This window comes from Parasphingopyxis marina, from assembly GCF_014237875.1.
Lineage (GTDB): Bacteria > Pseudomonadota > Alphaproteobacteria > Sphingomonadales > Sphingomonadaceae > Parasphingopyxis > Parasphingopyxis marina.
The window spans coordinates 495,909-511,623 of record NZ_JACJVJ010000001.1; the positions used below are offsets into that span (position 1 = coordinate 495,909).

Here is a 15,715-nt window from a genome sequence, read left to right on the forward strand (position 1 = left end):
TCCTAGCCGTGGAGACCTTGTAAACAGCAAACGGGGCGACCGCCTCTGTGTCAAGAGGTAGCCGCCCCGGTTACATTATCGGTCTCTAGTGATCGGAGCCGCGGCCATAGCCCGCGCGGTCCGCTGTCGAGCCGCTGTCGGCGTCGGTGAGGCCGGTGCGCGAGGAGCGCCGTCCGCCACGTCCGTTACCGCCCGGATCGGACATCGAGCCGCTGTCGCTGTCGGTCACGCCGGTCCTGCTCGAGCAGCGTCCGTTGCCGCCGGGATCGGCGTAGCGCCCGCTGTCGCTGTCGGTGCAGCCGGAACGGCTGCTATTGGCGTTGCCGCGGCCATAGCCGCCGCGATCGGCGTTCGAACCGCTGTCGCTGTCCGTGACCCCGGTCTGATAGTTGCGGCGCGGGCCGCGTCCATTGCCGCCGGGATCGGCATTCGATCCGCCATCGCTGTCGGTATAGCCGGTCTGGGCGCGCACGGCGCTGGTACCGGTGACGACGCTGAGCGCGCCGATGCCCGCGGTTGCCCCTACGCGCCGGAGAAAGGACCGGCGATCAATTTTCTTACTCATACAATTCCCCTTTTCATTCTGTGGTCAATCCGATGGCGAAACACGGCGTTCCGCAATGTGGGCGGGCCGGCGAGGCGCGATGCCTTGCCGGCCCAGATGTTCATCCTGTGGCGGAAGCGTTCAACCGTTCCACGCCTAGTGATCGTTGCCGCGGCCATAGCCCGCGCGGTCTGCCGTCGAGCCGCTATCGGCGTCGGTAATTCCGGTGCGATAGTTGCGGCGCGATCCGCGTCCGTTGCCGCCCGGATCGGCCATCGAGCCGCTATCGGCATCGGTATAGCCCGATCGGCTGGAGCAGCGTCCGTTTCCGCCGGGATCGGCATAGCGGCCGCTGTCGCTGTCGGTGCAACCGGATCGGCCGCCGCGGGAATTGCCGCGGCCATAGCCGCCGCGATCGGCCGTCGAGCCGGAATCGCTGTCGGTAACGCCGGTGCGATAGTTGCGCCTGGGGCCGCGGCCCTGGCCGGCGGGATCGCGGTTCGAACCGGAATCGGCGTCGGTAACATTGCCGCTGCTGCCGCGTCCGCGCCCGACCGGATCGGCATAACGCCCGGTGTCGCTGTCGGTGACGCCGCGACTGCCCCGTCCATTGCCGGCGGGATCGGCATAGCTGCCGGTGTCGCTGTCGGTAACGCCGCTTCGGCCGCGTCCATTGCCGACGGGATCGGCATAGCGCCCGGTGTCGCTGTCGGTGGTGCCGGAGCTGCACCGTCCGCGTCCGCCCGGATCGGCATAACGCCCGGAATCGCTGTCGGTACATCCCGAGCTGCCACGCCCGCGGCCCACCGGATCGGCATAGCGCCCGGTGTCGCTGTCGGTCGTCTGGAATGCGCGGGCGGGCGTGCCGCCAACCACCGTACTCAGCGCGCCGATGCTCGCTGCGGCGCCGACGCGTCCTAAAAAGGACCTGCGGTCGAGTTTGGAACTCATGTGCCCCTCCCCATCAAAATGTTACGCGCGCCCGGTGAAATCCTGTAAGCTTCCGGCGGTGAGCTGTCAAAACCCTGCAGTAAAATAACAAAATTTTCCATTAAACGGTCTCCTCGCCGGTTCGCTGTGATCCGCTGACCCTGATATCGTGCCGCTTTCCGCATTTCGGCGTCATTCCGGGCAGGTGGTTCGCGTGCCGCCCCGGCCATAGCCGGCAGGATCGCCGCACCGCCCGGAATCGCTGTCGCTGAAGCCCGATCTCCCGCGCTCCCCGCGCCCGTGGCCGGCAGGATCGGCATTGGCCCCGCCGTCGCTGTCGGTCACGCCCGAGCGGACGTCCGGGCCCCGGCCATGACCGGCCGGATCGGAAACCGCGCCGCCATCGCTGTCGGTGATACCGGTATGGCCATAATCGCGTGCCGGCTCGCCCGGCGGATCGGCATAGCGCCCGACATCATTGTCGCTGCGTTGATAGGCATGGGCCGGCTGCGCTCCCGCGACGACGCCGAGCGCACCCAGGCCGGTCGTCGCGCCGACCTGCCCGAGAAAGGAGCGCCGGCCTATCCTGTGGCGCGAGGCCATCAGTCGCTCGCCGCCATGCTCGTCACCCAGCGCACGCGCGGTTCGGTGAAGTCCACCACCTCGCCGAGTTCGTAGACATTGGGATAGCCATAGCCGACAAGATTGATCATCGTCTGGATGTTGAGCGCCAGGGTGATCACCTTGCGCACGACCGGGGTTACGTCGTTCGAGAAATTGTTGTTGCAGTAGATCAGGATCGCGCGGTCCCGGTCCTCGCCGATCACTTCGGCCAGGCTCTGCGCGGTGAAATCGGGCAGCGGCAGGTTCACCGCGCCGTCGATATGGCCAAGGGCGAACGCCCCGGCCGAGCGCGCATCGAGCAGCAGCACGTCATCGCGCGCTGCCATCGCTTCGAAGGTCGCATGGTCGACAAGCCGGTCCGCGCGGGTCGTCTGCACCTGCGCGGCCATTTCGACATAGCCGGGAAAATCGATCTGGGGATTGTCGCCCGGGGCCGGTTGCAGGCCTGGTTGCTGGGCGAGAGCGGGCAGGGCGGCGAGAAAGAGGGCCGTCCCGGCAGCCGCTCGGGCAAGAGAAAGGCGCGCGCGCATTCGGCAATGCTCCTTTGGCATCGTGGCGCGACCCGGGTTAAGACGTGGCCCAGCGAAGATGAGCGGAGGCTGAACGACAGTCGGCCGCCGGAAACGGGAAGGGCATCGATGAACGAGAACGCCGCGGCGATTGTCGAAGCGCTGGGCCTCCAGCCGCATCCGGAAGGCGGATGGTATCGCGAGACCTGGCGGGCCGACGCGGCGGGCGGCGAACGCGCGGCGGGAACGGCTATCCATTTCCTGCTCGCAGCTGGCGAACGCTCCCACTGGCACAGGGTCGACGCCGCCGAGATATGGCTTTGGCATGGCGGGGATCCGCTGACATTGCAGATGGCGCAGGACGAGGCGGGGCCGATCAGGGCGGTGACGCTGGGCGGCAATGTTCCGCGGGGGGAGGCGCCCCAATGCGTGATTCCCGCCGGTGATTGGCAGGCCGCCGAGCCGCTGGCCGGCGATGCGGGCTATGTGCTGGTCAGCTGTATCGTCGTGCCGGGGTTCGAATTCGCCGGCTTCACGCTCGCCGATTCGGGCTGGGCGCCGGGGCAGGCCTGAGCGGCGCAGCGGCGATCCTGCGATGCAAAATGCTGCGCCCATGCTGCGCAAAAGACAGGCTTGCGCAGAAATTCCCCAAGCGATTCAAACGGCTGGAAAGTTATCCCCGATATCCTCGTTATTAGACTGCATTTTTCGCTTGGCGCGACTCGGAATCCCGTGAGACTTTTCAGTTGTCAGCGAAGCAAGCCGAGGGAGGCAACGACCGAAGCAAGCATCGCAGACCACCGAACCGGAAAGATTGCGGACCGCAAGGAAAGCAAGATGGAAAGCGAGGTGCGGCGTTCGGGACAATTGTCGGCAGTCATCGTGCAAGCGACGACACAGCAGACGATAGAAACAAACGCCAAAGGATAGCGCAAAAGATTTTCGGATCGATTCGCTGTCCCCGTGCCAGAGCGCGGACCGGAGCGCCTTCGGGCAATTCGATCTCGACGCTCGGCGCAGTGGGGGCTGATCTTCGGGTCAGCCCCCATTTGATTCCGGGCTCGCCGATCCGGCTTCAGCCCGTCCCGGGCCGTTTAACTCCCGGCCGCTTTCTTCGCGGCAAGAAGCCGCGCGAAGCGATCTTCGGGCCAGGTCTCGCGCATCGGATAATAGCCTTCGACCGCCAGCACGCCATCGGGCAGCCGCACCCAGGCCTGTTTCGAGCGCGTGAAGATATGGATATCGGGCGGGCAGGCGGCGGGCTCGTCGAGCGTGCCGGCGCGCAGAAAGGCGACGCCGCGCCCGGCACCGGGATAATACATCCAGAGAACCGCGCCGCATTCGCCGCATTGCTGGGTCGCAAGGCCGCCGCCGCTTTCGGTCGGCAGCATCACTTCGCGGATTGCGCCTTGCCGCACGGCGATCCGATCGGCCTCGATCAGCGCGTTGACGGCAAAGGCGCCTCCCGTCTGGCGCTGGCATTCGGTGCAATGGCAGCAATGGACGAACATCGGCGGCGAGGCGAGCGTGTAGCGGACGGCGCCGCATCCGCACCCGCCTTCGCGTGCGCCGTTGTCGTCGCCCCCAACCACGCCTGCGCCTAGCGCTCCAGCTGGCCGCGGATCGCGCCGGCCGGATGATCCGCATTGTGGACGTTGAAATAGAAGCCGGCCGGGTTCTCCCGGATTTCCCGTCGCAGCGCCGCGGTCGCATCGAGGCAGCCGTCGCTGCCGCCATCGGCGCCCGGCGCGTCCAGCGTCAGCACCGGCGGCCCGGCTTCGCCCACCGCGCCGCGATGAACATGCGCCGCCGTCGCCGTGCCGATATTCTCGACCGCGAGGACATAGCAGAACTGTTCATTCTCCGCGTGCCATTCGAGCGTCGCGATGCCGGTGCCGTCGGCATCGCCCGGCCCGGGCGCTTCATTGGCGCCCGAAAGATCGGCAAAGTAGCTTTCTTCCTCCTGTGCCGCCGCCGGCCCCGCAAGGCCGATCGCGGCAGCGATCAGAGCCGCAAAACATGATATATTCCGCATCCCTAATTCTCCCAAGATCGTCCGGTCGGCTCGGGAGGCGCGGGACGCCCGCGCCGCCGCCGGATCGTGGCCCGACCATAGCATATCGCCGTGCCCGGGCGGGAGAGGGATTCGCGCCGCCGGGGGAAGGCGCCGGCCATCTATATCGCGTCGAGTATCTCGGCTTTCTTGGCCTGGAAATCGGCCTGGGTGATCAGATCCCGGTCGAGCAGGTCGCGAAGCTCGGCGAGCCGCGCCGCCGCGTCATGATCCTCGCCGGCCCATTCCCCGTCGCCGTCGTCCTGCGTGTCGAGCGCCCTATGGCGGACAGAGACCTTGCCTGTCTTTCCGTTCTTTACGGCGTCGGCGACGAGCGAGAGTATCGCGCTGATATCGCCGCCGCGCGCCGCTTCGTGCAGGCTGTCGGTATCGCGCGGCGCTTCGTCGGGCGCTGCCGGGGCGACGAGCGGATCCGGAACCTCCTCCCATGGGCCGACCCGGTCTTCCGGCCGGCGCCGGAGGACCGGCAGGAGGGGGAGGATCAGCGCGAAGGCGGCCGCCGAATAGACGAGAAACGCCGCGAGGAGCGCGTTCAGCGACACATCCTGCACGCGCCCTTCGGCCAGGCAGGAGAAGCTGCGCAGGAGGCCGCTTTCGCCGGGATCGATCGCAAGAACGCCATCGCAGACCAGCGGCGCGGCGACATTGGCGAGCGGCGGATAGAGCGCGATTCCCGCCGTCGCGATCGCCAGCCCGGCCAGCAGGGCGCCGGCAATCGCGATGAGCCAGAAGGCCCGGGGAAGGGATCGGAACAGCAGCATCGTCGGCGCGCCTTTCAACCGATTGGCCGGAGAGCGTAGCGCGCCGCCATGATTCGGCCCAAGGGGAATCGTCTCCCCTTCGCCCTCGGCCCGGCCCGACTCCGCCCCGGCTTGCCGAGCATCGCCCCAACATCGCCGGAGCATCGCCCGAGCATGGCGCGGCCCCGGCCGGGAAAGCGGCGAAGCGGGCTTCAGAAAGTGTGGGAAGACCGGGGCGGGCCCCAGCCTCTAATCTTCGCGCGCGGCCTTTTCGGCGGCGATCTTTTCGCGCTGGGCGGTATTGTGTTCGACGCGCTCGGCCATTTGCAGCCAGGCGTCGCGCGAGCGGATATTGCGTTCGCGGACATTGTCGAGACTGGTTTCGCTGGCCTCATGTTCGGCCTGGGCGGCGAGCTTGCGGTAATGTTCGGCGGGGTAGGTAACCATGAAACCGGAACTCGCTTTTGGAGGAACGGGAAAAAAAGGGCGGCGCCGCTACCGGTCGCCGCCCCGTTTTCCGGTTTAGGCCTCGGCGAGGTTCGTCGCGGCTTCCTTGCCATTGCGGCCGGTTTCGAGCTCGAAGGAGACCTTCTGGCCTTCGTTGAGCGTCTGCATGCCGGCGGCTTCAACGGCGGAAATGTGGACGAAGGCGTCCTTGCCGCCGTCTTCGGGCTCGATAAAGCCGTAGCCCTTGCTGCTGTTGAAAAATTTTACGGTGCCAATAGGCATAGTCTTGTTCCCTATTTTGGGTGTCGTCCCCATCGGGGGAGGACAGGATAAGCCGCGACCGAACACCGGGCGCGGCCTGCGTCATATTGCGTGTAGTAAGGGAATAGAGGGCGTTGGACGCCTTAGTCCGTCGCCACGTGCGACATCGGCAGTGCCCGCGATATACGCCCAGTTGTGGATAAGTGCAATCAAAAGGATTCCGGCCCGTGCGGCGCCCCGCCGCAGGGCCGGGTCCGGCGATCGAACGAATCCCGCCGCCCTAGCGCGAAAGCTGCCCGCGGACCGCGCCGCCGGGATAGTCGGCCGTATGCACGTTGACATAATAGCCGGCCGGATTGGCGATGATCGCCGCGGCGAGCGTGCGTTCCACGCTGTAGCAGCGCGAGGAGCGGCCGTTCAGCGGCGGATCCAGCGTTAGCACCGGCGGCCCGGCCTCCCCGCGCGCGCCGCGATGGATATGCGCGGCGGTCGGCTGGGAAATCGCCTGCACCGTCAAGGCGAAGCAGATATTGTTGGTGGTCGCGTCGGCGGTGATCCGTGCGGTGCCCGATCCGTCGGGGTCGCCCCGAACGCCATCGGGCCCCGGCACCTCCTGCCCGCCGGAAAGCCCGGTCGTATAGGTTTCGCCGACGGTATCGGCGATCGTCGCGCAGGCCGTGAGCGCCAGCGCCCCGGCCAGCGCCCCGGCAAGCGCCGCGCAGGGCAGCGGAAGGGCGGCAGGGAAAAGCGCGATGCGGGATAGGCGGGGCATGATATTGGTCTCCTCACTGCCCCTGCCGCCCGGGATTAGGGGGCGGCGCGGGCTTTGGCTAGAGGCCTTGTGGCGAGGGCGGCCCGGTTGACACTGGTTGACACAGGTCAGGGGTCTTCGCCGCCCGCCAGGCCCCTGCCGTTGCGATCCTCCCCGTCGCGATCCTCCCAGTCGCTATCCTCCCAGTCGGCAACCGCCTCATCGTCATCCTCATACATCCGGTCGGCCAGCCCGCTGCGTTCGGCGCGCAGCCATTGCTCCCCGCTCCATTCCTCCGCCTCGGCCGGATCGAGATCGGCGATATCCACCTCTTCGGGCGGGGTCGCCATGATGCGCTTATAGGCGATCAGCGCCTCGAGCGCCTCTTCGTCGCCGGCATAGCCGCACGGCCCTTCCGCCGGGGCGACAAAGGGCTGCCCCTCCTTCCAGTCCCACTGCGCGCTGGCGGCGATCTCGGCGAGCAGCATCTCCCGGTCCACCGCCGGCGCTTCCTGGCCGCCGTCCGCCCCACCGTTCCTCCCGTCGCTCTCGGGCGGATCGAGGCAATCGAGCAAAGCCTCGAAATGCCGTTCGGACTGCTGCAGCGGCCGGGCGGCGAGCCGATCGTCGTCGCAGCGCCGGTCCGCCCGGGCCAGCATGTGGCGCAGCATCACGCCGTCGGGCTTGGTCCGCTCGGCCAGCTGGCCGTCGATCACCACCTCCTCGGTCACGCCGACCATCGCCCGTTCCAGGCACAGATCGACCAGCGCATCGCGGTGCCGCAGCATCGCCCCCTGCCAGGCCCGCTCGAACGCCGTGTCGCGCGCGCGCAGCGCATAGACCGACTGGCGCGACAGCCCCATCTCCCGGCACACGCCCAGCACATTGCCGGTATCGGCGAGGCGGCTGAGGAAATAGCGGATGCGCGGCGGCGTCCAGCCCGGATCGACGGGCGAAGCGCGAGCGGGGAGGGCGTCCGGCAATTGGCGCGGAGGGGAGGAAGCGGCCGGTCCGGCGGCGTCCGGGCGATGCTGATTCTCGGGGGTCGTCATCCGACAGGATAAGTCAGATGATCTCCAACATTGCAAGGAAATAGGATTTTGTACTGTTAACTGGCCTTCTCCAATTCGGAATAGGTGGGAAGCTCAATCTTTACGCCGACATAGAGCTCATCGGGGTCGAAGAGTGCTCCGATGTTGAGATTGTGCAGCAACAAGATGGCTGCGTCTTCCGGGCCGTTCATTTCGGCGGTAGCGATCTTTTGGGCCGTATCGCCCGGCTTGATTACATACGACCGAACCTTGTCCGGAACCCGTAGGTTCCGATCGTCCCACAGGGATTTCGTTTCTAATAGCGCTTGAGAAATCTCGATTTCAGTCTCTTGCTTCATCTCTTCAAGTGCAGGCCAAAATTCTTTCAAAGAAGGAGGGCGATATTTCTGAACTTCTGGTAGATTTTTCGCATCAGTGTGAAAGCGCCGCACTAGAGATTTATGAAAATCTGTGCGGTCTATCCCGGTGAAATGGCGGTCGCCTAAGCCAACTCCTACCAACCTATCTTTCCAACTCCAATCAAGCTTTCCATTAGCGTTGAACAGCTGCGCCCGATGGTTCGGCTTCAAATCATAAAGTGGGGATTGCGAATCAACATCAAAAGCTAGTCCTTCTCGCCTCGCGGCATTAAAGATCCATTCTAGTGCCGCGTCCGACAGTCCTCGAACTGGGCCACCGCCACCAACCGCGGAATGGGTGCCCGGAAAAATAATCTGTTCGTATCGATTGCCGCTATCTGACGCTGCATTCAGGTCTGCCAGATTGCTCCATAGGCTTGGTTCAAAAGTTTTGCGCTTTTCATCCGCTGCCACTGCATGCCGAGCTCTTTTCACGAATGAACTCAGTGCAGTGTCATGAAACTGATACTTTTTATTCAAAAACCGTAACAATCTCAGATTGTTGGGGATCCCTAGTGCCCCAACAGTGTCCCAAACTCCAACGTATTTTATCGCCAGATCAACATCATGATCTGTGCCTTCATAATCGTGAGCTTTCTTCCTCCATGCCTTGTCGCCGGGCAAGCACAGCATAGGGCAGTGTTCGAAACGGAACTGGCGAGCGAGTTCTGAACCTGGAGAGGCTTCTTTGTCGCGACTCAAATATAAGTTGAAAGCTGCTCGGATGTGATGGAGAGAGCGGCGAGATACTATACCACAGTTCCTAACCAGTCCCACAAATGAGCGTGCAGTAAATGCCCCTCTAGAAAAACCAAAAACATAAATTTCATCGCCGGGTTCATAGTTCAGAACTAAAAAATGATATGCCTCAATGACATTATCTTTTAGGCCGTGGCCAAAAATCCCACCTGTCAGTCGAGCTGTTCTTGTTGTACCAACACCTTCATCATAGTGGATTATCTGCGGATTGCCCTCGGGATCTCGGCGGCTAATCGATTGGCTAACTCGCGCTACGTTGGTTGGATACGCGCCATCAATCTTGTTCCACGTACCATCAAAGCAAAAAGCTATGCGCCTCATAATCTTCGCCTCGAATTTGCCATCCAGCGATCATTTGTAATCGGCGAGCGATAGATGCCGTTATCGAGAAATTTGAGAACGGTGATAAGGTCCCTTCCTTCGGGCAGAACAATTCTCCCTCGTTCTACCTGAATTTCTAGCTCCATTTGTGCTGCAAGTTCTTGCACGTCTTGAGCTGGCCGCTCCGCAATTACTCCGGCCCTGGAAATGGAAAAAATCAGTTTCCTTGCCGTTTGATTTGCATTTTCACAAAAATCCTCGAGATTTCCCAAATCAACTGGATGATTATCTGCAAATGCAATTATATCCGCATCCGTAGCTTCTCGATATATCTCAAATAAATTAAATACTTGTTTTAAAACATTAAATTTCTTGAACTGCACATGCCCTCGCTGCATGATTGCGTCGATTTTAGGCGCTATTAACAGCGACGGCTCCTCCAACTTAGAGAAGGTTTCCCCATTAAAAAACAGTGGTGCTTTCCGAGTTAGGGCTTGGGCGCGAGTAAAATTCTGAACCAAATACCGTTCATTCGCGACTTCTTCTGGGCACCAGACAAGGGCTCGTATATCTTCAATGGGCGTTTCATTCGGTCGAAATGGATCTCGACCAATGGCTCCCTGAGCTATTTGTTGGACAACATCCCCCATTTCCTCAATCATCGGCATATCTACAATTTGATGTTGATCGGGGTTATACCCGCCATCAAATCCGACGGTTTCCTCAATGCCTTCAAGAAACTGCTCTTCATATATCGGAAATAGATCGTTCAGACTCTGCTGGACAGCGCCATCAACCTGCATCAATCGAACTTCTGCTATGCCGCGAGGACCGATTAGCCCGTATAAGTTGCCCAATTTTCTCTCCCCTATCTCTCCTTCACTTCCATGATTACATAGTCGCTCAATGACACCACTTCAATTGTATCAACTACGTTTCGAATCGATCTACGAGTAATGAGGACTCTTGCCACGTTATCTGGAGTGGCCACCTTATAAAAATGCCACTTAAATATATTCAGAAGTGGGTTAAAATGATAATTATTTCCACTCATAACAACTATTAGAAAGAGTATAACTACTGGTATTGCTATAGAATAATTTAAACTATCTGCGGGACTTGTAAAAAGTGGAGATATGTATAGCAATAGAAATGCGATATTTTCCTGATCTGCCGTTTCTGCATATGTGAATTTCACCTTCTTTCTTGATAATTTTGCTCGAATAAGCGAAATATATATAAGGGCAGTTAAAGTCAGTACGATTGCAGCTAAAAGCAAAATCAGGGCGGCCCGTTTTTCTCCTGATATTGATAAGGCATAGGCATAAACTATCGCTACGGGAGCTATCGCCGTAGACGTAAATAAAAACCGAGAAATAAAGCCAAGCATTTTGTTCTACTTCAGCATAGCCTTCAAATACTCCCCCGTAAAACTCCCCTTCGTCTCCCCTAGCCCTTCCGCCGCGCCTCGGCGACCATCCGCTCATAGCTTGCTTCGTCGATCAGCCCCTGGGTGCGCAGGGTGGAGAGGGCGTCGAGCTTGGCGGGGAGGTCGGCGTCCTGCATGTCGATCGTCCGGCCCTCCATGCGGATGCGCGGATCGCCGATCGCGCGGATCGCCTCGCGCATCCGTGCCGTCTGGCCGCGCAGCGCGCGCAGGCCGAAGAAAAACAACAGCAAAAAGGTGATCAGGCTGTAGATGCCGATGGCGGTGAGGATCGCGCTGGCCGTCACGTCCTCCGCTTCCTGCCCGTCGCGATAGCATACGAACGCGCTGTTATAGGTGACCTCGTTGGCGGACTCGCCGCGGATCACATCCTGGCTCAGCTCGCCGCCCGCGCACACGATCGGCTGGGCGACCTGCGCGATGGGCGGGAAGGCGAGCGGCGCGACCCAGCCGATCATCACCCCGAAAAACAGGCTGATCCCGATCAGCCAAGCGAAAACCTTGCGCAAGTTCATGCCGTCATTCCCCCCTGTGGCGGCGCGCCCTCTGTTTCGCGCCCTATTTCGCCAGCATATCCTTCAAATATTCGCCCGTAAAACTGCCCTTGGTTTTCGCGACCTCTTCCGGCGTGCCTTGCGCGACGATCCTGCCGCCCTTGTCGCCGCCTTCGGGGCCGAGATCGAGGATATGGTCGGCGGTCTTGATGACGTCGAGATTATGCTCGATCACCACCACCGTATTGCCCTGCTCGACCAAGGTGTGGAGCACCTCCAGCAGCTTGCGGACATCCTCGAAGTGCAGGCCCGTGGTCGGCTCGTCGAGGATATAGAGGGTGTTGCCGGTGGCGCGCTTGGAAAGCTCTTTCGAGAGCTTCACGCGCTGGGCTTCGCCGCCCGACAGGGTGGTCGCCTGCTGGCCGACCTTGATATAGCCGAGCCCGACCTGTTCCAGCATCGCCATCCGGTCCCGGATCGGCGGCACGGCCTTGAAGAATTCATGCGCATCCTCGACCGTCATGTCGAGCACGTCGGCGATGCTCTTGCCCTTGAACTTCACCTCCAAGGTTTCGCGATTGTAGCGCGCGCCGTGGCAGACGTCGCACTCGACATAGACGTCCGGCAGGAAGTGCATTTCGATCTTGAGCACGCCGTCGCCCTGGCACGCCTCGCAGCGGCCGCCCTTGACGTTGAAGCTGAAGCGGCCGGGCTTGTAGCCGCGCGCCTGGCTCTCGGGGAGCCCGGCGAACCAGTCGCGGATCGTCGTGAACGCGCCGGTATAGGTGGCCGGGTTGGAACGCGGGGTGCGGCCGATCGGCGACTGGTCGATATCGATGACCTTGTCGAGAAATTCGAGGCCTTCGAGCTTGTCATGCTTGCCGGCGACGACGCGGGCGCCGTTCAGCGTGCGCGCGGCGGCCGCATAGAGCGTGTCGATGGTGAAGGTCGATTTGCCCGATCCCGACAGCCCGGTGACGCAGGTAAAGGTGCCGAGGGGGATCGACGCGCTGATGCCGTGGAGATTGTTGGCGGTGGCGCCCTTGACGGTGATCTTCTTCCCCGTGCCCTTGCGGCGTTTCTTCGGCACCGCGATTTCGCGCTCGCCGTTCAGATATTGCGCGGTGAGGCTCTTCTTCGATTTGAGGATCTGCTTGAGCGTCCCCTGCGCGACGACCTCGCCGCCATGGACGCCGGCGCCCGGGCCCATATCGACGATATGGTCGGCATGGCGGATCGCGTCCTCGTCATGCTCGACGACGATCACCGTGTTGCCGAGATCGCGCAGGCGCTTCAGCGTGGCGAGCAGCCGGTCATTGTCGCGCTGGTGCAGGCCGATACTGGGTTCGTCGAGCACATAGAGCACGCCCGACAGGCCGCTGCCGATCTGGCTGGCGAGCCGGATGCGCTGGCTCTCGCCGCCCGAGAGCGTGCCGGAGGAGCGGTCGAGGTTCAGATAGTCGAGGCCGACATTGTTGAGGAAGCCCAGCCGCTCGACGATCTCCTTGAGGATCGGGGTCGCGATCTGGAGCTGGGTGGGGTTGAGTTTCTCGGGCAGCGCCTCGAACCAGGCGAGCGCCTTGCCGACCGGGCGGCGGGCGCTCATCGAGATGTCCTCGGCCGCGATCTTCACCGCCAGCGCCTCGGGCTTGAGCCGCGCGCCGCCGCACACTTCGCACGGCGCGGCGGTCTGGAATTTCGACAGCTCCTCGCGCATCCAGGCGCTCTCCGTCTGCATCATCCGGCGATTGAGATTGCCGATCACGCCCTCGAACGGCTTGCGCACGTCATAGCTCTTGCGCCCGTCCTTGAAGCTGAGGGTGATCGGCAGGCCCTGGGTGCCGTGCAGGATGACGTCGCGATGCTCCTCGCGCAGCTCGCCGAACGGCGTGTCGAGCGAGAATTCGAAATGCTTCGCGATGCTGGCGAGCACCTGCATATAATAGGGCGAGGGCGGGTTGGACTTGGCCCAGGGAACGACCGCGCCCTTTTTCAGGCTGAGCTCGGGATTGGGGACCACCAGCTCCTCGTCGAACTCCAGCTTCTCGCCCAGTCCGTCGCAGGCCGGGCAGGCGCCCTGCGGCGCGTTGAAGGAAAAGAGCCGCGGCTCGATCTCCGAAATGGTGAAGCCGGAAACCGGGCAGGCGAATTTCTCCGAGAAGACGATGCGGTTGTCGGGCAGGCCCGCGCCCTTCAGCTTGCCGCTGCCGTCCTCGTCCGGTTCGCGCCCCGGCACCGTCCCGTCGGCCAGGTCGACATAGGCGAGGCCGTCGGCGAGCCGGATCGCGGTCTCGAAGCTGTCCGCCAGCCGCGTCTCCATGCCTTCCCGCACGACCAGCCGGTCGACCACGACCTCGATGTCATGCTTGAATTTCTTGTCGAGCTTCGGCGCGTCCTCGATATCGTAGAACTCGCCATCGACGCGGACGCGCGTAAAGCCCGCCTTCTGCCACTCGGCGATTTCCTTGCGATATTCGCCCTTGCGACCCCGCACGACCGGCGCGAGCAGATAGAAGCGCGTGCCCTCTTCGAGCGCCATCACCCGGTCGACCATCTGGCTGACGGTCTGGGCGGAAATCGGCTCGCCGGTCGCGGGGCTGTAGGGAATGCCCGCCCGCGCCCAGAGCAGCCGCATATAATCGTAGATCTCGGTAACCGTCGCGACGGTGGAGCGCGGATTGCGGCTCGTCGTCTTCTGCTCGATCGAGATCGCCGGGCTGAGCCCTTCGATATGCTCGACGTCCGGCTTCTGCATCATTTCGAGGAATTGCCGGGCATAGGCCGACAGGCTCTCGACATAGCGCCGCTGGCCCTCGGCATAGATGGTGTCGAAGGCCAGGCTCGATTTGCCGGAGCCCGAAAGCCCCGTGATCACGATCATCGTGTCGCGGGGCAGGTCGATATCGACGCCCTTGAGATTATGCTCGCGCGCGCCGCGCACGCTGATTTTCGAGAGACTCATGGGAAAGGTTTGTTCCAGATTTGTTCTGTTCGCGCAAGCCCGAATCCGGCGCGATCCGGGCAGGCTGCCGACATGTGTGGCCGCCCTGCAAATGGCAAGGGTTCGGTGCGTTGCGGATCCGAAACAATTCTCGACGGCTTTAAATGGCTGTTTACCCCGTGCCCCTACGGCTTTGTGCGGGGGACAACGGGGGAGCGGGGGAGGCACGATGAAATTGCCGACCGCGATAAGGCGCGGCCTTGCGGGGCCGGACGCGCATATCGACGATACCGCTCTTGAATCGGCGGTATCGTCGGCGGTTGCCGTTTCGCTGGCCGAGCATGAAAAATCGTCGGTGCTTGCCGGGATATTCGGCATCATCGTCATCGCGCTCACCGCCTATTTCTCGTCCAAGGCGCTGTGGTTCGTGCCGATTGTCGCGCTGCGCATCGCCTTCATGGCGGCCAACTATCTCGCCTGCCAACGCATCCTTGCCGCCGTCGCCGAAGGCCGGTCGCCGGCCGGGCTGTTGCGGCGCTTCGACGGGACGATGGCGCTGAACGGTTTCTCCTGGGGCCTGTTCATCTGGCCGGTCGGCGGCGATATCGCCGGCGATCTCGCCGCCCAGATACTCATCATCGCCACGCTCGTCTCGGTGGGCATATTGACGATCGCGATCGTGATGCGGCCGCGCGCGATGTTCCTGTCGCTCGGCTTTTTCGGCATCAGCGCGCTCGCCCCCCTGCTGCTCAGCATCCCTGCGATCGGCCCGGTGCCGGCGATCGGCATGACCGGCTATCTTTTCGCCATGGCCTATTATGGCTGGCGGCAGGGACGAAGCGTCCGCGCCCATATCCGCGTGGGGATCGAGAATGAGCGGCTTGCCGCCGATCTCGGCTCCGCCAACAAAAGGCTGGCCGAGGCGCTGGAGACCGCAGAGCGCCTGTCCGAGGAAGACAGCCTGACCGGCCTCTATAACCGCCGCGCCTTCCAGCACCGGGCGATGAAGCTGCGCGCGGCGGCCGGGCAGACCGACGCCGTCTATCTGCTGCTCGCCGATATCGACGAATTTCACCGGGTGAACGACGAATTCGGCCATGTCGTGGGCGATGGCGTGCTGCAACTCGCCGCCGAAGCGCTGGCCGAAGCCTGTGGCGGCCATGCGCTGTGCGCACGCTGGGGCGGCGAGGAATTCCTCGTCGCGATGACGGCATCCTCGCGCGAAGAGGCCGAAGCGGTAAGCGGGCGGATCGGCGAGGCTGTCGCACTGGCCGGCGGCCGGCTCGGCATAGACGGGGTCGCGGTCAGCGCATCGATCGGCCTTGCCGTCTGGGGCGCGGACGACGCGCTGGACGACGCCATCGTCCGCGCCGACGAAGCGATGTACCGGGCGCGGGAAGAGAAGGGCCTCTGATCGCACGAG

18 protein-coding genes are annotated in these 15,715 nt (G+C 62.8%); 2 read left to right on the forward strand and 16 right to left on the reverse strand.

Features of this window, described 5'->3' with window-relative positions:
- Window positions 1–85: 85 nt before the first annotated feature.
- The 4 genes from H6P80_RS02505 to H6P80_RS02520 form a co-directional block, all read right to left on the reverse strand.
- Window positions 86–565: a hypothetical protein gene (locus H6P80_RS02505; RefSeq protein ID WP_185799765.1), complete on the reverse strand. Its 480-nt coding sequence runs from the start codon at window positions 563–565 to the stop codon at window positions 86–88.
- 135 nt (window positions 566–700) lie between these two features.
- Window positions 701–1,495: a hypothetical protein gene (locus tag H6P80_RS02510; RefSeq protein ID WP_185799766.1), complete on the reverse strand. Its 795-nt coding sequence runs from the start codon at window positions 1,493–1,495 to the stop codon at window positions 701–703.
- 171 nt (window positions 1,496–1,666) lie between these two features.
- Window positions 1,667–2,077 carry a twin-arginine translocation signal domain-containing protein gene (locus tag H6P80_RS02515; protein WP_185799767.1) on the reverse strand — a complete coding sequence of 137 codons (411 nt, stop codon included), beginning with the start codon at window positions 2,075–2,077 and terminating at the stop codon, window positions 1,667–1,669.
- Entirely contained in the window at window positions 2,077–2,628 is a 552-nt protein-coding gene (locus H6P80_RS02520; RefSeq protein ID WP_221892857.1) for a rhodanese-like domain-containing protein, read from the reverse strand. Before H6P80_RS02520 ends, H6P80_RS02515 begins: the two co-directional genes overlap by 1 nt.
- A gap of 108 nt (window positions 2,629–2,736) precedes the next feature.
- Between H6P80_RS02520 and H6P80_RS02525 the strand changes: the two genes are divergently transcribed.
- Window positions 2,737–3,180, forward strand: a complete 444-nt coding sequence (locus H6P80_RS02525) for a cupin domain-containing protein (protein ID WP_185799769.1) — start codon at window positions 2,737–2,739, stop codon at window positions 3,178–3,180.
- Window positions 3,181–3,701: 521 nt separating this feature from the next.
- On the opposite strand, the gene H6P80_RS02530 is transcribed toward H6P80_RS02525, so the two are convergent.
- The 12 genes from H6P80_RS02530 to uvrA all read right to left on the reverse strand — a co-directional run bounded on the left by H6P80_RS02530 (window position 3,702) and on the right by uvrA (window position 14,313).
- The gene (locus H6P80_RS02530) at window positions 3,702–4,199 is read right to left on the reverse strand and encodes a GFA family protein (protein WP_328804919.1); all 498 of its coding nucleotides are present in this window, start codon (window positions 4,197–4,199) and stop codon (window positions 3,702–3,704) included.
- 8 nt (window positions 4,200–4,207) lie between these two features.
- The gene (locus tag H6P80_RS02535; RefSeq protein ID WP_185799770.1) at window positions 4,208–4,642 is read right to left on the reverse strand and encodes a CHRD domain-containing protein; all 435 of its coding nucleotides are present in this window, start codon (window positions 4,640–4,642) and stop codon (window positions 4,208–4,210) included.
- Window positions 4,643–4,782: 140 nt separating this feature from the next.
- On the reverse strand, window positions 4,783–5,442 hold the full coding sequence (locus tag H6P80_RS02540) for an SHOCT domain-containing protein (protein WP_221892858.1): 660 nt from the start codon (window positions 5,440–5,442) through the stop codon (window positions 4,783–4,785).
- Between the two features lie 228 nt (window positions 5,443–5,670).
- Entirely contained in the window at window positions 5,671–5,868 is a 198-nt protein-coding gene (locus H6P80_RS02545; RefSeq protein WP_185799772.1) for a hypothetical protein, read from the reverse strand.
- Window positions 5,869–5,943: 75 nt separating this feature from the next.
- On the reverse strand, window positions 5,944–6,150 hold the full coding sequence (locus H6P80_RS02550; RefSeq protein ID WP_185799773.1) for a cold-shock protein: 207 nt from the start codon (window positions 6,148–6,150) through the stop codon (window positions 5,944–5,946).
- 259 nt (window positions 6,151–6,409) lie between these two features.
- Entirely contained in the window at window positions 6,410–6,901 is a 492-nt protein-coding gene (locus H6P80_RS02555; RefSeq protein WP_185799774.1) for a CHRD domain-containing protein, read from the reverse strand.
- A 107-nt stretch (window positions 6,902–7,008) separates the two neighbouring features.
- On the reverse strand, window positions 7,009–7,932 hold the full coding sequence (locus tag H6P80_RS02560) for a hypothetical protein (RefSeq protein ID WP_185799775.1): 924 nt from the start codon (window positions 7,930–7,932) through the stop codon (window positions 7,009–7,011).
- A 56-nt stretch (window positions 7,933–7,988) separates the two neighbouring features.
- The gene (locus H6P80_RS02565; protein WP_185799776.1) at window positions 7,989–9,410 is read right to left on the reverse strand and encodes a T6SS phospholipase effector Tle1-like catalytic domain-containing protein; all 1,422 of its coding nucleotides are present in this window, start codon (window positions 9,408–9,410) and stop codon (window positions 7,989–7,991) included.
- Window positions 9,407–10,267, reverse strand: a complete 861-nt coding sequence (locus tag H6P80_RS02570) for a Kiwa anti-phage protein KwaB-like domain-containing protein (RefSeq protein ID WP_185799777.1) — start codon at window positions 10,265–10,267, stop codon at window positions 9,407–9,409. Before H6P80_RS02570 ends, H6P80_RS02565 begins: the two co-directional genes overlap by 4 nt.
- 11 nt (window positions 10,268–10,278) lie before the next feature.
- Window positions 10,279–10,800, reverse strand: coding sequence for a hypothetical protein (locus H6P80_RS02575; protein WP_185799778.1), 522 nt, complete (start codon window positions 10,798–10,800; stop codon window positions 10,279–10,281).
- A 59-nt stretch (window positions 10,801–10,859) separates the two neighbouring features.
- Window positions 10,860–11,372, reverse strand: coding sequence for a hypothetical protein (locus H6P80_RS02580; protein ID WP_185799779.1), 513 nt, complete (start codon window positions 11,370–11,372; stop codon window positions 10,860–10,862).
- A gap of 43 nt (window positions 11,373–11,415) precedes the next feature.
- Complete coding sequence (gene uvrA / locus H6P80_RS02585) at window positions 11,416–14,313, reverse strand: excinuclease ABC subunit UvrA (protein WP_185799780.1); 2,898 nt, start codon at window positions 14,311–14,313, stop codon at window positions 11,416–11,418.
- Between the two features lie 208 nt (window positions 14,314–14,521).
- On the opposite strand from uvrA, the gene H6P80_RS02590 reads away from it, so the two are divergent.
- Window positions 14,522–15,706 (forward strand): GGDEF domain-containing protein, encoded by a 1,185-nt coding sequence (locus tag H6P80_RS02590; RefSeq protein ID WP_185799781.1) that lies wholly within the window; start codon window positions 14,522–14,524, stop codon window positions 15,704–15,706.
- Window positions 15,707–15,715 lie beyond the last annotated feature (9 nt).

Coding starts and splice junctions, on each gene's coding strand:
- H6P80_RS02505 (WP_185799765.1), bottom strand. CDS start 565: ATGAGTAAGAAAATTGATCGCCGGTCCTTTCTCCGGCGCGTAGGGGCA.
- H6P80_RS02510 (WP_185799766.1), bottom strand. CDS start 1,495: ATGAGTTCCAAACTCGACCGCAGGTCCTTTTTAGGACGCGTCGGCGCC.
- H6P80_RS02515 (WP_185799767.1), bottom strand. CDS start 2,077: ATGGCCTCGCGCCACAGGATAGGCCGGCGCTCCTTTCTCGGGCAGGTC.
- H6P80_RS02520 (WP_221892857.1), bottom strand. CDS start 2,628: ATGCGCGCGCGCCTTTCTCTTGCCCGAGCGGCTGCCGGGACGGCCCTC.
- H6P80_RS02525 (WP_185799769.1), top strand. CDS start 2,737: ATGAACGAGAACGCCGCGGCGATTGTCGAAGCGCTGGGCCTCCAGCCG.
- H6P80_RS02535 (WP_185799770.1), bottom strand. CDS start 4,642: ATGCGGAATATATCATGTTTTGCGGCTCTGATCGCTGCCGCGATCGGC.
- H6P80_RS02540 (WP_221892858.1), bottom strand. CDS start 5,442: ATGCTGCTGTTCCGATCCCTTCCCCGGGCCTTCTGGCTCATCGCGATT.
- H6P80_RS02545 (WP_185799772.1), bottom strand. CDS start 5,868: ATGGTTACCTACCCCGCCGAACATTACCGCAAGCTCGCCGCCCAGGCC.
- H6P80_RS02550 (WP_185799773.1), bottom strand. CDS start 6,150: ATGCCTATTGGCACCGTAAAATTTTTCAACAGCAGCAAGGGCTACGGC.
- H6P80_RS02555 (WP_185799774.1), bottom strand. CDS start 6,901: ATGCCCCGCCTATCCCGCATCGCGCTTTTCCCTGCCGCCCTTCCGCTG.
- H6P80_RS02560 (WP_185799775.1), bottom strand. CDS start 7,932: ATGACGACCCCCGAGAATCAGCATCGCCCGGACGCCGCCGGACCGGCC.
- H6P80_RS02565 (WP_185799776.1), bottom strand. CDS start 9,410: ATGAGGCGCATAGCTTTTTGCTTTGATGGTACGTGGAACAAGATTGAT.
- H6P80_RS02575 (WP_185799778.1), bottom strand. CDS start 10,800: ATGCTTGGCTTTATTTCTCGGTTTTTATTTACGTCTACGGCGATAGCT.
- H6P80_RS02580 (WP_185799779.1), bottom strand. CDS start 11,372: ATGAACTTGCGCAAGGTTTTCGCTTGGCTGATCGGGATCAGCCTGTTT.
- uvrA (WP_185799780.1), bottom strand. CDS start 14,313: ATGAGTCTCTCGAAAATCAGCGTGCGCGGCGCGCGCGAGCATAATCTC.
- H6P80_RS02590 (WP_185799781.1), top strand. CDS start 14,522: ATGAAATTGCCGACCGCGATAAGGCGCGGCCTTGCGGGGCCGGACGCG.